10 protein-coding genes and 2 pseudogenes are annotated in these 13,823 nt (G+C 65.3%); 4 read left to right on the top strand and 8 right to left on the bottom strand.

Translation table 11 applies throughout. The features are described from left to right. Positions 1 to 215: 215 nt before the first annotated feature. From ABDV69_RS17960 to ABDV69_RS17970, 3 genes are all read right to left on the bottom strand, one after another. Positions 216 to 824, bottom strand: a complete 609-nt coding sequence (locus tag ABDV69_RS17960) for a hypothetical protein (protein WP_343576802.1) — start codon at positions 822 to 824, stop codon at positions 216 to 218. Between the two features lie 817 nt (positions 825 to 1,641). Continuing rightward, entirely contained in the window at positions 1,642 to 2,040 is a 399-nt protein-coding gene (locus ABDV69_RS17965) for a type II toxin-antitoxin system VapC family toxin (RefSeq protein WP_343576805.1), read from the bottom strand. Positions 2,041 to 2,060: 20 nt separating this feature from the next. Then, the gene (locus ABDV69_RS17970) at positions 2,061 to 2,297 is read right to left on the bottom strand and encodes a type II toxin-antitoxin system prevent-host-death family antitoxin (RefSeq protein WP_343576807.1); all 237 of its coding nucleotides are present in this window, start codon (positions 2,295 to 2,297) and stop codon (positions 2,061 to 2,063) included. Positions 2,298 to 2,658: 361 nt separating this feature from the next. Between ABDV69_RS17970 and ABDV69_RS17975 the strand changes: the two genes are divergently transcribed. Next, positions 2,659 to 3,099, top strand: a complete 441-nt coding sequence (locus ABDV69_RS17975; protein WP_343576809.1) for a hypothetical protein — start codon at positions 2,659 to 2,661, stop codon at positions 3,097 to 3,099. 328 nt (positions 3,100 to 3,427) lie between these two features. Then, positions 3,428 to 4,063, top strand: a complete 636-nt coding sequence (locus ABDV69_RS17980) for an FKBP-type peptidyl-prolyl cis-trans isomerase (protein WP_343576811.1) — start codon at positions 3,428 to 3,430, stop codon at positions 4,061 to 4,063. A gap of 24 nt (positions 4,064 to 4,087) precedes the next feature. Here the strand turns inward: ABDV69_RS17980 and ABDV69_RS17985 are convergent, their stop codons facing one another. The 4 genes from ABDV69_RS17985 to ABDV69_RS18000 all read right to left on the bottom strand — a co-directional run bounded on the left by ABDV69_RS17985 (position 4,088) and on the right by ABDV69_RS18000 (position 10,714). Continuing rightward, a complete protein-coding gene (locus ABDV69_RS17985; protein ID WP_343576812.1) occupies positions 4,088 to 4,420 on the bottom strand; it encodes a DUF1330 domain-containing protein in 333 nt (110 codons plus the stop codon). 49 nt (positions 4,421 to 4,469) lie between these two features. Further along, positions 4,470 to 8,378 (bottom strand): ATP-dependent RNA helicase HrpA, encoded by a 3,909-nt coding sequence (gene hrpA, locus ABDV69_RS17990; protein WP_343576814.1) that lies wholly within the window; start codon positions 8,376 to 8,378, stop codon positions 4,470 to 4,472. Positions 8,379 to 8,473: 95 nt separating this feature from the next. Beyond that, the gene (locus ABDV69_RS17995) at positions 8,474 to 9,406 is read right to left on the bottom strand and encodes a lytic transglycosylase domain-containing protein (protein ID WP_343576816.1); all 933 of its coding nucleotides are present in this window, start codon (positions 9,404 to 9,406) and stop codon (positions 8,474 to 8,476) included. 78 nt (positions 9,407 to 9,484) lie between these two features. Then, a complete protein-coding gene (locus ABDV69_RS18000) occupies positions 9,485 to 10,714 on the bottom strand; it encodes an osmoprotectant NAGGN system M42 family peptidase (RefSeq protein WP_343576818.1) in 1,230 nt (409 codons plus the stop codon). A 128-nt stretch (positions 10,715 to 10,842) separates the two neighbouring features. Here ABDV69_RS18000 and ABDV69_RS18005 point away from each other — a divergent pair. Then, positions 10,843 to 10,923, top strand: a pseudogene (locus tag ABDV69_RS18005) (cyclase); the annotation flags it as partial. A gap of 387 nt (positions 10,924 to 11,310) precedes the next feature. Here the strand turns inward: ABDV69_RS18005 and ABDV69_RS18010 are convergent. Beyond that, a pseudogene (locus ABDV69_RS18010) lies at positions 11,311 to 11,541 on the bottom strand (TetR family transcriptional regulator); the annotation flags it as partial. Positions 11,542 to 11,848: 307 nt separating this feature from the next. On the opposite strand from ABDV69_RS18010, the gene ABDV69_RS18015 reads away from it, so the two are divergent. After that, the gene (locus tag ABDV69_RS18015; protein ID WP_343576821.1) at positions 11,849 to 13,483 is read left to right on the top strand and encodes a fatty acyl-AMP ligase; all 1,635 of its coding nucleotides are present in this window, start codon (positions 11,849 to 11,851) and stop codon (positions 13,481 to 13,483) included. Positions 13,484 to 13,823 lie beyond the last annotated feature (340 nt).

Genomic DNA, 13,823 nt, shown 5'->3' on the forward strand with positions numbered 1-13,823 from the left:
GATCACGTAGCCATCGCGGTGAGAGGCGAGCCACGCCAGATAGCCGATGTCGTCGTCCCGGAACTCAATGAACCATGGCATAGCGCCACATTTTGCCTCCAAGTACCGACAGCGGGTCTATCACTGACCAGCACGCGAGTGAAAGTTCAGCTTTCAATGGGCGGTGCTGCCGCGTCGGTCACTCCGAGCTCGGACATGGCACGGCACGATTTGGGCTACAGCCCGGATGGGACGAACTTGCCGTTTACCGTCACCTCGACCTGGCCGGTCTTCGGGTTGTACTCGATGCTGCCGTGCTCGAAGTTCGATACGAGCAGATCGCCGACGGCATACTGGTCGGTGATGGGGTACCCGAGCGGACCTGCCGAACCGTTATTGCCGGTGATCGCGGGTGCGCCGTCCGGGTCGCGTTGGATATTCCAGGCCTCCCGGATCTTGCCCAGGGTGATATACGCGGGCGTCCCGGCCTCGTCGTTCTTGGCGGTGATCGCGCCGCCCTGGAACTGCTGGAATACCACGCCGCTCTCCCGTGTCCCCGCGTTGCGGTCACCCGTCAGTGGCTTACCGAGAGCCTCCCTCTGATTCTCGGTTGCCGAGGAGTACTTGGCAGCGATCGGGCCGGTCAGAGTCACTTCGACGTCGCTGTCCCCGATGAGCTTCACCTCGGTGGGCTGCGCTGGGGTGTTAGACGTGGAGGTGGCGTTCATCCCGACCTGGGGCGGCGCCGACGCATCGACGCTCTTGCCATTGCTGCAGCCCGCAGTAGTCAGCGCCACAGCGGCCAGGCCGGCGACTGCCGCGTTTCGGTACGCGATCGTTCTCATAGGCTTCCTTTCGCGTCTTCCTGTGGTGTGGGGTCAAGTCGCGGCTGAGCTCCTCTCCCGGGCCGGACTATAACCGAACCCCGAATGTCAGTGACATCCACTGCAATACGCGCCGAACCCGCACTCGCCATGACCATGCTCGTCTGCGGACCGGTCACCCTCGAACTCCCGTACCACACGTGAGGTCATCCGGATTCATGGCAAGAGAGCCGATTTTTCCGCGATGGTGCTGCTCGGCGGCACTTCGCCCGCGGTCGTGTGGGCGCACGTCGGCAACACCCGACGCCGAATGTTGCTTGAATGGTTCGAGCCGCGCTGAGGTTACTCGGGGTAGCCAGAACTGCCAGTTCGCATCCCCTGGTTTGCCAGCCGAGGATGCACGAAAACGGTTACCACCAAGTTCATTTCGTTGTAGTTGTTCCGCGAAAGGCAGGGGGCGGCAACTGGCCCAAGCGGACGTCGTTGTCATCGGCATCGGTCATGTTAGCGGGCTGGTAACGAAGACTGAACCATCCGCTGCCGCCAGATAGCCGACGGCGCCGAATATCGTTGCGTCGTAACGAGTCTTATGGAAATACCATCTTGATCTGGACGGATCGGCACGGACAAATCCGAAAACTTGTTGGCATAAGCCAAGTTCACGCATGCCAACTAAATTCCGAACGCGCACTGGAGGTGTTCGGCCCGTAGGCGTGCTTGGCCCATGGGTTCGATCGCGTTGGAAACAGGGTTTCGCATTGAGGCTCGCGATGATCGCCCACGCGAACGTTTGTACCCCGCGCTGCGCAGGATCGCTTGTGTCGAGGCAGCGCAGGATCTACTGATGGTGCGGGTGGGCGACCGGGCGGAGTTCCAATCGCGGGATACCCGCGAAATCGTCTGGATTGCAGGTGTAGAGCGGAACGGCATGCGCGATGGCGCTCGCGGCTATGAGCGCGTCGTAGGCGCGCGCAGCCGGCTTACGCCCCGATGTGCGCAGCGCCGCGGCGACGCCGCCAAATGCCCGTCCACAATCGCCGTCGAACGGAACGACGTCAAAGTCTGCTTCAGCCTGCTGCAGGTGTTGCTGGCGTGCGCTGCGCTCGGTGTCGTCGTGTGCGACATGTGGACCTACGGACAACTCCGCGAGGGTTATCGCGCTGATCACCGATTCTTCGGGCAGTGCGGCCGGATCGGATATCTCGCCGAGGAGAATCACCGTGGAGGTGTCCAGCATCCCCCTTCTTGGAGCCTCGGTCACAGCGACGGATCGATCAAGTCATCGATGTCGCGGCGGAGGGTCTCTGGGTTCACCGGTGGGAGGTTCTGGCGGCGACGAATCAGTTCAATCGGGCCGGCGCTGGAACGGGGCAAGGGGCGCAGTTCGGCCACCGGCGTGCCGTCGCGGGTAACCACGATCCGCTCGCCGTGCTCAACGCGGCGGAGCACGTCTCCCCCGTGGTTGCGTAGATCGCGCACAGTTACCGTGTTCATACCCGCAATCGTATCACCGGTGAGACGCCGAAGCGAGGCGCTTGTTATTCCGCCGCCGACAGGCCACCGTAGGAATACGGCGGAATCGAATACGGAGTGTCCGTCAACCCACCCAAGACACGCGACTGGGCCGAATCACGACCGCAGGTGGCCATGTGTTGCGGTGCAACTGGCGCCAGCGTTGGCTCGATGTCACGCTGGTTGATGCGCCCTCCCCGCAGCACTTGTCGGCAATCTTGGCTGCTGCAGACGGGCCACCAGAAGTGCAACACGAACTGCGCGACGAATACACGAAAAGGCGAAGAGCGCGAGGGGCTTTAGACACGAACAGCGAGCACGGCTGCCCTGGAAGGATGCGCTGATGAGACCTCACCCGGCGCGAACTGTTGCGCGGTTGGCCCTCGGCGCTTTCCTGACTGTTGCCGGGGTCGGCCATCTCAGTTTCGCCCGAACGGCTTTCCGCGCCCAGGTGCCGCCCTGGATGTCGCTGAATGCCGACGTCGTCATCGTCGCCTCCGGCATCGTTGAGATCCTGCTCGGGGTCGGTCTGATGCTGCTGACCCGATGGAGGGTGCCCATCGGCTGGGTGGTCGCCATCTTGTTCGTTCTGGTATTTCCCGGGAATATTTCTGAATTCACCACGCATGCTGACGCTTTCGGCCTCGACTCTGACCTCGCCCGTGGCGCCCGGCTGCTGTTTCAACCGCTGCTCGTGGTGTGGGCTCTGTGGTGTACCGGGGCGTGGGCGGCTTTCCGCAATCGCGGAACGCGGCCGCGGCCTCAGCTGCGCCGTCATCGTTGAGTGTGGCATTGGGCACGTTTATGGCCCCGGATTTGCGGCCGGGCCCTCGATCATGGGTAGGGATTTCGGTAACCCACGGCACGGCGAACATCGTCACCGGCTTGTTCGGCGGCATGCTGTTCGCCCGCTGGGTGGCGCACCTGACCGACGTGGTCGAGATCGCCCACCCCGATGACAACACCCGCCCCTACGCAGTAACGGGCGAGCTGTTTTTCGCGTCCAGCAACCCTGGTGGGCATGAACGACCACAGCGCAGAGCGGCACGCAGAAGTCAGCGGACTACTGGCAGGCGCGCACTAACCGAGAGCGCGCAGGTAACGTGGCGACCGTGAATTTTTCGCGCACGTACCCCACGGTTGGGTTGGCCGTCTGCGCCGCGTCGGTGGCCCTGGCGCTGTCCGCATGTAGCTCCGACAAGCCGGTCTCGTCACCCAACACCTCTACCGGCCCGGCCAGTGCGCCCGCCATGACTGCGCCCGAGTCGCCGCCTGCAACCATGGACCGCGGCTGCCCCACCCAGGCGCCTGCCGAAGGCGGACCGCCGGACTGGACGCTGAACGGAGCGACCGGCAGCGTGGCAATCACCGGATCAACGGACAACGCAGCGCCGGTGATCACCGTGACGCCGCCGTTCAGCGTGTCGCAGACCCAGGTCCACACCCTGCATGACGGCAACGGACCGGTCGTGGCGCCGACGGCGACCGTCACGGTCTGCTACCTGGGTGTCAACGGACGTGACGGCAAAGTCTTCGACAGCGCCTACGAGCGCGGCACCCCGGCTCAATTCCCGCTCGACGGCGTCGTGCCGGGCTTCCAGAAGGCGATCGCCGGGCAGAAGGTCGGATCCACCGTCGGCGTCGCGATGGCTTCCGCGGACGGCTATCCCGACGGTCAGCCGCGAGCTGGCATTCAGAAGGGCGACAGCCTGGTCTTTGCGATCAAAATCCTCAGCGCCGGGCGCTAATTCGTGCCAGTCTGGTCTGAGAATCTAGGCCTGACTGTTCGGCTTCAGGATTGGACGTAGATCCTCGAGTCGGTCGAACAAGTGCCAGACGTAGTTCGACGAGCCGTCTTCGCGGTGCGGGTGGAGATCCTCCAGCAGTGGGTCGCTCCGGTACGAATCGAAGGCCTCCCTGGACTCCCATTCCACCAGAATCAGCACCTGGCGCGGTGCTATGTCGCCGACGATCGCGTCCTGGAACTCTCCCAGCGCCACGACGTGGCCACCATGGGCTTCCACCGCCGCAGGAGAGCGTTTTGCGTATTCCAGGTACCTCGCACGATCGGAAACGTCGAACAGGTTCAATGCGTAGACGGCCATAACCGGACCCTACATCGGCGCAGAACCAACCACCCGATGGCCGAGAAGCTCATTGTGCCCGCGATTGCGTCCGCGCCCACAATGCGGTGGCATCGTCGATCGCCCGGTAGATCCGCTGTTCGCTGACCGGGCGGGTGGTTCCGAGCTGTTGTGCCCACAGGCTCACGCGAAATTCCTCGATCTGCCAACTGATATCGACGATGTCTGGGTCCGTTCTGCGGGCAGCCGGTAGCGCAGCCACGAGTTCGTCGTAAGCGTCCCGGACCGTGTGCACTCGCGCCATTCGATCGCGATCCGCCTTGGGCGCGTTCGGTAGTTGTTCCAGGCGGCGGCGAATCGCGGTCAGATAGCGGGTCAGATCGGCGAGACGTGCGCTTCCGATGACGGTGACGAATCCCCGCGGCAGAAGTCGATCCAGTTGAGCCTGAATGTCGGCGAGCGCGTCCGGGTGCCGGCTCGGCAGCGCCAACTGCACCTCTTGCGCCACGGCGAGTACCTTTGCGACCCGGCCCACAATGTCGACGGTGGCCGGCACCAGGTTCTTGCCGACCCGTTCACGCAGCGCGACGAACTCTTCGCGTGTCCACGCCGGACCGATGGTCGACGCATCGACCACGGCATCGGCGCAGTCGTCGATCAGCGCCGACAACGAACCGTCGGGGTTTGTGCCCAGCAACAGCCGGGTGCGTAAGTCAATCTGTCGCTCAACGGATTTGACAGGATTCGGTACGGTCAGACGTAGCAGCCGGCGGACGCCGGGTCGCAGCGTGCGTTCTTGTTGGGCAGATGTGGCGAACACACGCACGTCGACGCTGGTGCCGGCGTCGACGAAGGCCGGAAAGCCCTGCACCGTGCGCCCGCCGATGTCGCGCTCGACGACGCGCGGCAACACGTCGACGTCGTCCGGCCAGTCCCGCAGTCCGGTGCGTTCCAGATCGCTTGCCACGGCACTGGCCACTGCGTGGCGCGCCGGCGCTGCCAGTTGCTCCTGCAGCGCCGTGAGATCTTTGCCGCGGGCCACTTCGGCCCCGTCAGGTGATTCGACGGCAAAGCTCACTCGTAGATGCGCCGGCAACTTGTCCAGATTGAAAGCGTCGATAGGCACCAATATGCCGCTGCGACGGCGTAATTCGCGTTGTATGGCGGCAAGGAGCGACTCCCGGTCCGGGTCGATCGCGGCCAGTATCGCTCGTGCGGTATCCGGGGCTGGAACAAAGTTGCGGCGCAGGTCTTTCGGCAAGGTTCGTATCAGTGCAGTGACCAACTCCTCGCGTAATGCGGGGACTTGCCAGGCGAACTCGTCGCCGCCGAGACGCGCGAGCACGTCGATCGGAACGTGCACCGTCACACCGTCATCGGCGGAGCCGGGCTCGAAACGGTAGGTCAGAGACAGTGCGACGTCACGGCTCTGCCAAGTATCCGGGCGGTCGGCATCGGCGTCATCGCTGCGCAGCAAGTCGTCGCGAGTAAATGTCAGCAGTCCCGGTGTCTTGTGCCGCTGCTTGCGCCACCATCCGTCGAAGTGGCGCGCTGAGACCACGTCGGCGGGAATTCGACTGTCGTACAACGTGAAAACTTCGTCATCGCTGACGAGGAGATCTCTGCGCCTGGCGCGCTCTTCCAACTCCTCGAGTTCGGCGCGTAGCGCGGCGTTGTCGCGAAGGAAGTGGTGGCGGGTTTGCCACTCGCCCTGGACGAGCGCATGTCTGATGAATAAGTCGCGCGCGACCGGCGGCTCGATGCGGGCGTAGCCGACGCGGCGGCGCGCGACCAGCGGCAGACCGTAGAGCGTCGCCCGTTCGTAGGCCATCACCTCGCCCCGCTGGGCATCCCAATGCGGTTCGCTGTAGCTGCGCTGGACGAGATCGCCGGCCACCCGCTCGACCACGTCCGGCTGGATGCGGGCCGCCGTCCGCCCGAACAGTCGGCTCGTCTCGACGAGTTCGGCGACCACCACCCAGCGCGGCGGCCGCCTGCTCAGCGTCGACCCGGGGGCAAGGACAAATCGCGAATTGCGGGCTCCCAGAAACTCGCTCGCATCCTCGCGGCGCATCCCGACGTGCGACAGCAACCCGGCCAGCAAGGCGGCATGCACCCGGGCCGCGTCGGCCGGCTCATCGGATTCGACGATACCGAGGTCGCGTGCGATGCTGCGCAGCTGCCCGACCAGGTCCTGCCACTCGCGGATGCGGAGGTAGTGCAGGAACTCATTTCGGCACATCCGACGAAATGCACTGCCGGAGAGCGTGGTCCGTTGCTCACGTAGGTAGTGCCACAGGTTGAGGTACGAGATGAAGTCGGAGTGCTCGTCAGCGAATCGAACGTGGCTCTGGCGGGCGGCCTCTTCGCGTTCGGCGGGCCGCTCTCGCGGGTCGGGAATCGTCAGTGCCGCGGCCACCACCAGCACCTCACGTGCACTTGCTTCGCTTTCGGACGCCACGATCATCCGTGCCAACCTCGGGTCGACGGGCAGCCGCGCCAGGCGCCGTCCGATGTCGGTGATCTTGCCCTGCTGGTCGAAGGCGCCGAGCTCCTGTAGGAGTTGCACACCGTCGCGGATGCTACGGCGGTCCGGTGGATCCAGAAACGGGAACTGCTCCACGTCGCCCAATTCGAGCGCCGCCATCTGCAAGAGCACCGCCGCCAGGTTCGTCCGCAGGATCTCGGGGTCGGTGTAGCGCGGGCGCGTTGCGTAGTCCTGTTCGGCATACAGGCGAATGCACACACCCGGTGCGACCCGCCCACACCGGCCGGCTCGCTGCTGGGCGGAGGCCTGCGAAATCGGTTCGATGGGCAGCCGCTGCACTTTCAGCCGCCGGCTGAAGCGCGAAATGCGCGCGCGGCCCGGGTCCACGACATACCGGATGCCCGGCACGGTCAACGATGTCTCGGCGACGTTGGTTGTCAACACGACGCGGCGCCCGGTGTGCGGCGCGAAGACCTTCTGCTGCTCGGCCGTGGGCAGCCGGGCATACAGCGGAAGTACTTCGGTGTGCTTCAGGTCGCTCAAAGCCTCCGCGGTGTCCCGGATTTCGCGTTCGCCAGACAGGAACACCAAGACGTCGCCGGGCGGCTCCGTCTCGAGTTCGTGAATCGCATCCACGATCGCCTCGACCTCGTCGCGGGTCTCGGTTCGAACGATCTCGTCGTCGGGATCGTCTGGATTGTTTCGTGCACCAGCCGAAACCACCACTTCCAGCGGTCGGTACCGGATCTCCACCGGGTAGGTGCGGCCAGAAACCTCGACCACCGGTGCGCCGCCGAAGTGGTCGGCGAAACGCCGCGGCTCGATCGTCGCCGATGTGACGATCAGCTTGAGGTCGGGGCGGCGCGGCAGTAGCTCGCGCAGGTAGCCCAGCAGAAAGTCGACGTTGAGACTGCGCTCGTGGGCCTCGTCGATGATCAGGGTGTCGTAGCGCATCAGCTGACGGTCGCGCTGAATCTCGGCGAGCAAAATGCCGTCGGTCATCAGCTTCACCAGGGTGCGGTCGCTGACCCGGTCGTTGAATCGGACGGTGTATCCGACGGCCTCACCCAGCGGTCCGCCCAGCTCGTCGGCGATGCGCTGGGCCACGGTGCGCGCGGCGAGCCGGCGAGGCTGGGTATGCCCGATCATCCCGCGGATGCCGCGACCCATCTCCAGGCAGATCTTGGGCAGCTGCGTCGTCTTGCCCGATCCGGTCTCGCCGGCGACCACGACCACCTGATGCGCCCGAATGGCGTCGGCAATCTCCGGACGCCGCGCGCTGATAGGCAGGTCTGGGTAGGCAATCGCGGGAACGGCGGCCTGCCGGGCGGCGACCAGACTCTCGGCCGCGGCGATCTGGTCGGCGAGGTGGGCCAGCTGCTCGGGGCCCGCACCGCGCAGATTCTTCAGCCGTCTGCCTAGACGTGCCGCATCTCGAAGCGTCAGACGGTCCAACTGCTGACGCAGATCTGCGACGGACGGCTCGACCATTCGGGCCAGGATAGGCGACGAATCATGGTCGAACGTCGGGTGTTGTGGTCACCACGTTTGTGCTGCGGTGAACAGCTACGGCCTGACAACCCGACTCATTGCGGGTGCGTCGCGACGTAGTCCGCAACCGGAATCGGAGATGTCGCAACATACCCGATGGGCAGCAACACATCTCCAGAGGTCGTCCGGCAGTAGACGTCCCATCGGTAGTAACCGGTAAACGCGGCGGGGTCGCCCCCGATCAGCGCGGCATACTGGTTCACCGCGCGCACGTAATCGCCGGCGTGGTTGTACCGGTAGATGGCGTGATCGTGGTCGTTGACGAAGTTGTTGGCGGCCAGATAGCGGCCGGCTGCGATGATGCTGTCGTGCGGCGAGTGGATGTCGCCGCCCTGGCCGTAGGCCGCGAACGTCGCCGGCAGGAACTGCATGGGGCCCTGTGCGTCAGCGGTGCTGACACCGTCGATGCTGCCCAGCCGGGTCTCGACGAGATTGATTGCGGCCAAATAATTCCACCCGACACCTGTCTCCGCCTCGGCCTGATGATAGAAGCCCAGCAATTGATCGGCCGGGGCCGGCGGCACGATGCGCCACGCGGGCAACGTTGTGCGGGCCGGGGTTATCGCGTTGAGCGCGCGGCGGGCATCGACGTTGCGGTCGTAGGCGTCGAGCAGCGCCGCCGGGATACGCGGTCGTGCGGCGTCATCCCAGTCCGGGTGTAGCCCAAGAGCCCGATAGGCCGCCTGCTGCCGATGCGCCGCCGCCACCAGCGCGGCCTCCCCCGTCGACGGGTCGCGCAGTGCGTGTTCGTCGGCGACCAGGTCGTCGGCTATCTGTGCGGGATTCGACGCCAACCGGGGCTGCGCACCGTCGGGCGTTCTCGGTGTTGCGGCCACTGTCATGGTGGTCGGCGGGTTCGGATCCGCCGCGGCCCGCGGCGTCGTCGGTGCCGGTGACTGCGAGCAGCCCGCGAGCGTCAGGACTACCGCGGTGAGGACTGGTAGTGCGATCACATTGCTACGGCTCATCGGTTACTTCCATCTGCGGTTGCCGCCTGACTAGTGAGATGGTAGCGGTGGCCACCGGAAGAACGGCGGGTTCCGGGACTAGGGCACGTCAGGCGGGGGCCAGTGCGAGCCCCGGGACACGTGGCCAGGCTCGGAATGTTCGCCGCGGGACAGCGGCACCCACTGCTCGCTGGGAGCGGGTTGCTTCGACGACGGGAAATCCCGCAGCTTGCCGGATGGATGAGCATCCCACTTCGCGAACGTCAGCGGTGTCTGCAGCCAAGCGTGCAACAGGTTGTACGTCGCCTCCAGCGACTCAATGTGCGTGCGCTCCCAGCCATGGCTGCCGTCCAGCCCGAAGCCGACTAGCGCGGCGCGCGTGCCCGCGCCCGCCTCGATCGCCGCAGCCGCGTCGGACCGGTAGTAGCGGAACACATCTCGTGCGTACGGGATCTTCTGCTCGTCGGCAAGACGACACAGCTTGCGGGTGAGGTGATAGTCGAACGGGCCGTGCAGATCCGCCATCGGGATCGTGACGCCATCCTCGATGGAGTGCTGGCCGGGGGCGCACACGGCGTTGTCGACCGACACCAGCTCGGCGACGTCCGCCGGCAGGCCGTCGCTGGCTCCGTGGCCGACTTCCTCGGTGATCGTGACCATGATCGTGGTGCGATGCGGCAGCACGATCTTTTGCTCGGCGAAATTCCGGGCCAGCGTCAGCGCAACCGCGACACCGGCCTTGCCATCCAGATGACGCGAGACGATGAAACCATCGGCGGCGAGCTCGGGGCTGGTGATCAATCCGACGAAGTCACCCACCTCGATGCCGAGCCGCACCAGGTCTTCGCGTGACGACACCTTGCGGTCGATGCGGACTTCGACGTGCTCCCAGTCAGTGGGCTGACTGTCGATCTCGTCGCCGAAGGCGTGACCGCTGGCCTTGAGCGGCATCACCGTGCCAGTGATGAACTCGTCCGGGTCGTCGCTGAAGACGCGCACGCGCGCCCCGGTCGCGAACCGAGCCGAAAAAGTACCGACGGGGATCAGCTCGAGGCGACCGTTGTCCTTCAACGCGCGCACCATGCAGCCGATCGTGTCGGCGTGGACGACCACGGCGCGGTCGGTGGTTTCCGACTTACCCGGGAGCTCGGCGATGAGCGCGCCGCGACGAGTCAACGAGAACGGCACGCCGCAGTCGGTGAAAATCTCGCCGATCAGCCGCATCACGACGTCGGTGCGCCCTGATGGGCTCGGGGTCTGCAGCAGCGCCAGCAGCGTGTCGATCATCCACGCGCGGTCGGACTCGGGCATGACTGCTTTCTTGCCCACGTTTGTCTCCCTCGTGCTCGTTGTGGAATTGCAGCCAACCAGCACCGTTGCTGGACAGTCGGGACCTCACTGCGGCCCGACGCATACCTGAAGAACGTAGTGGTTCGTCCGCTGGCAAGATTGCCGGCATGGCTGTCACCGAGTCACGTCAGGTCGTCATCGAGGCATCGCCGGCAGAAATCATGGCCGTGCTGTTCGACCTCGAGTCCTGACCGAATTTCACTCCGTGTTCCCCGCTCCCCGGACGATCTATCGCGGAGTGCGCAAACTGACCCCGCCACGGTGCGGGTGATCCAGCCCGACGGCACCCACAGTGACACCGTCGACTGGGCTCCGCTTGTCGAGCGCGCCCCCGAACGCACCGCCTGGTCGGAAAGAGACTGGCAGGAAGCACTGCTGGACGCCCTGCGCACGGCAGTGTGGCGGCGCATGGTGGCCGACGTTCCCGTCGGGCTGGCCCACAAGCCAAACACAGTCAACGACACACGAGAAGTCAAGTACGATCCCGTAGAGATCACAGTTGCGCTGGTGGACAACGCAATTCGCGTCGTCTCAGCTGCTTGGAGATGGCCCTTGGGGTGGGGTGATGGTTGCGGTCAGCCGGGGAGCAGCAGGTCGAGGAAGCGGTCGAGTTCGGCGGCTCCGTCGTAGGAGGCCAGGGCTGGTGCCAGCGCACGCAGTTGGGGGAATTCGGTGATCGCGAGCCGGTGCAGACCGAGGCGGAGCACGTGGTCGGTTTCCTCGGGTCGCTCGATGACCTCCTGCAACTCGTTGAGGAGGTGGCCGTGCAAGAAGCCGCTCAGCATCCGGTAGATGTGTAGGGCTTCGCAACTGGGCGGCAGGTTCATCGGCGATTGTCACGATCTGTGCCGAGTTCGGCGCGCCCCGGTGCTCGCAGCGCATCGGACTGTACAGTCATGCCCTGACATGCACGGCATGTCGCTCCGGCCGGAGCGACGGACCATCTGGGTTGGATACGAAGGGTTTTCACGCGCTTCCGCAGTCATCGTCGACGCCAGAGAACGCTCGACGACGGCCGAACCCTCGCGGCTCCGAAATTCCTAGCCAGCAAATACGCCCGGTTACTCACACGAAGAACACACGTCGTATCCAGCATAAGCCAAAGGGGTTGCCGTGAGCCAGTTTACTGAGACGATGTTCCTCAATGCCCGGTCCAGTTTCAAGGGCATGGTGACCGGGGAACCCGACGACCCGGTCCGGCACACCTGGGCCGAGGTGCACCAGCAGGCCCGCCACGTTGCAGGTGGCCTTGCCGCCGCCGGTGTCGGACACGGCGATGCGGTCGCGGTGCTGGCAGGCGCCCCGGTCGAGATCGCCCCCACCGCGCAAGGCATTTGGATGCGCGGCGCCAGCCTGACCATGCTGCACCAGCCCACCCCGCGCACCGACCTGGTGCGCTGGGCAGAGGAAACCACCGGCGTCATCAAGATGATCGACGCCACGGCGGTCGTCGTCTCGGATCCGTTCATGGCCGCCGCGCCCGTGCTCTGCGAGCTCGGGATGCGGGTGCTGACCGCCAAAGACCTTCTCAAAAGCCCAGAGATCGACCCTGTCGATACCGACGACGACGACGTCGCGCTCATGCAGTTGACGTCGGGGTCTACGGGGTCGCCCAAAGCCGTCCAGATCTCCCACCGCAACGTCGTCGCCAACGCCGAGGCGATGATCGTCGGCTGCAACTTCGACGTCGATACCGACGTGATCGTGAGTTGGCTGCCGTGCTTTCACGACATGGGCATGACGGGCTATCTCACTGTGCCGATGTACTGCGGCGGCGAGCTCGTCAAGATCACGCCGATGGAGTTCCTGCGCGATACGTTGTTGTGGGCCAGGCTGATTGACAAGTACAACGGCACCATGACGGCCGCGCCGAACTTCGCCTACAACCTGTTCGCCAAGCGGTTGCGCAGGCAGGCCACGCCCGGCGAGTACGACCTGTCGTCGCTGCGGTGGGCGTTGTCGGGCGCCGAGCAGGTCGACCCGCTCGACGTCGTGGATCTGTGCGACGCCGGTGCGCCGTTCGGGCTGCGGCCCGAGGCGATCATCCCCGCCTACGGCATGGCCGAGACAACGGTGGCGGTGTCGTTCTCCGAGTGTGGCGGCGGCATGGTCGTCGACGAGGTGGACGCCGACCTGCTTGCCGTCCTGCATTGCGCCGTGCCGGCGAGCAGGGGAAACACCCGGCGCCTGGTGTCGCTCGGCCGGCCGCTGACGGGCCTGGAGCTGCGCGTCATCGACGAGGACGGCAGCGTGATGGCGGCGCGCGGTGTCGGCGTCATCGAAGTGCGCGGTGACGCGGTGACCAAGGGCTACACCACGGAGGCCGGATTCCTGCCCGCGCAGGACGAGCGGGGCTGGTATGACACCGGTGACCTGGGCTATCTCACCGAGACGGGCAACGTGGTGGTGTGCGGCCGGCTCAAGGACGTGATCATCATGGCCGGGCGCAACATCTACCCGACCGACATCGAGCGCGCCGCCTGCCGCGTCGCGGGGGTGCGGCCGGGCTGCTCTGTGGCGGTGCGGCTCGACGCCGGGCATTCGAGGGAGACGTTCGCGGTGGCGGTGGAGTCCAAGGAGTACGACGACCCGGCGCAGGTGCGCCGCATCGAACATCAGGTGGCACACGAGGTGTTCGCCGAGGTCGATGTCCGGCCCCGCAATGTGATGGTGCTTCAGCCCGGCATGATCCCGAAGACGCCGTCCGGCAAGCTGCGACGCACGCATGCGTTGGCCCTCGTCACCTGAATCGTCGTAATCACGCCCAACGGCGATAAACTTGCCCCCGACTGCATCACGTACGAGGAACAGCACGCGATGGATGAGGTCATTATGGCTCCGTCGGACCAAGCCGACCTGCGGACGACCCTGGAGTAATCGTCCTTGCCCCGGCGCTGCGGCCGGCGCCCGTGCCCACAATCAATCACGCATATCTCCGGTGACCTGACGTGATGATGTGTTTATTCAGGTACGCCACCTCAACCCGCCGGCCAGTCGGTGAGCAGAACCACAAGCTCTTCTCAGGTGGTCACCCACTCGAGCGCGGAAGCGTCGTCATCCACGTCAAGAACGGCCTCGAAGATAGCTC

This window comes from Mycobacterium sp. (genome assembly GCF_039583785.1).
Taxonomy (GTDB): domain Bacteria; phylum Actinomycetota; class Actinomycetes; order Mycobacteriales; family Mycobacteriaceae; genus Mycobacterium.

Bases quoted from the DNA above. Each gene is read 5' to 3' on its own strand.
- ABDV69_RS17960 (WP_343576802.1), bottom strand. From the start codon at position 824: ATGAGAACGATCGCGTACCGAAACGCGGCAGTCGCCGGCCTGGCCGCT.
- ABDV69_RS17965 (WP_343576805.1), bottom strand. From the start codon at position 2,040: ATGCTGGACACCTCCACGGTGATTCTCCTCGGCGAGATATCCGATCCG.
- ABDV69_RS17970 (WP_343576807.1), bottom strand. From the start codon at position 2,297: ATGAACACGGTAACTGTGCGCGATCTACGCAACCACGGGGGAGACGTG.
- ABDV69_RS17975 (WP_343576809.1), top strand. From the start codon at position 2,659: ATGAGACCTCACCCGGCGCGAACTGTTGCGCGGTTGGCCCTCGGCGCT.
- ABDV69_RS17985 (WP_343576812.1), bottom strand. From the start codon at position 4,420: ATGGCCGTCTACGCATTGAACCTGTTCGACGTTTCCGATCGTGCGAGG.
- hrpA (WP_343576814.1), bottom strand. From the start codon at position 8,378: ATGGTCGAGCCGTCCGTCGCAGATCTGCGTCAGCAGTTGGACCGTCTG.
- ABDV69_RS17995 (WP_343576816.1), bottom strand. From the start codon at position 9,406: ATGAGCCGTAGCAATGTGATCGCACTACCAGTCCTCACCGCGGTAGTC.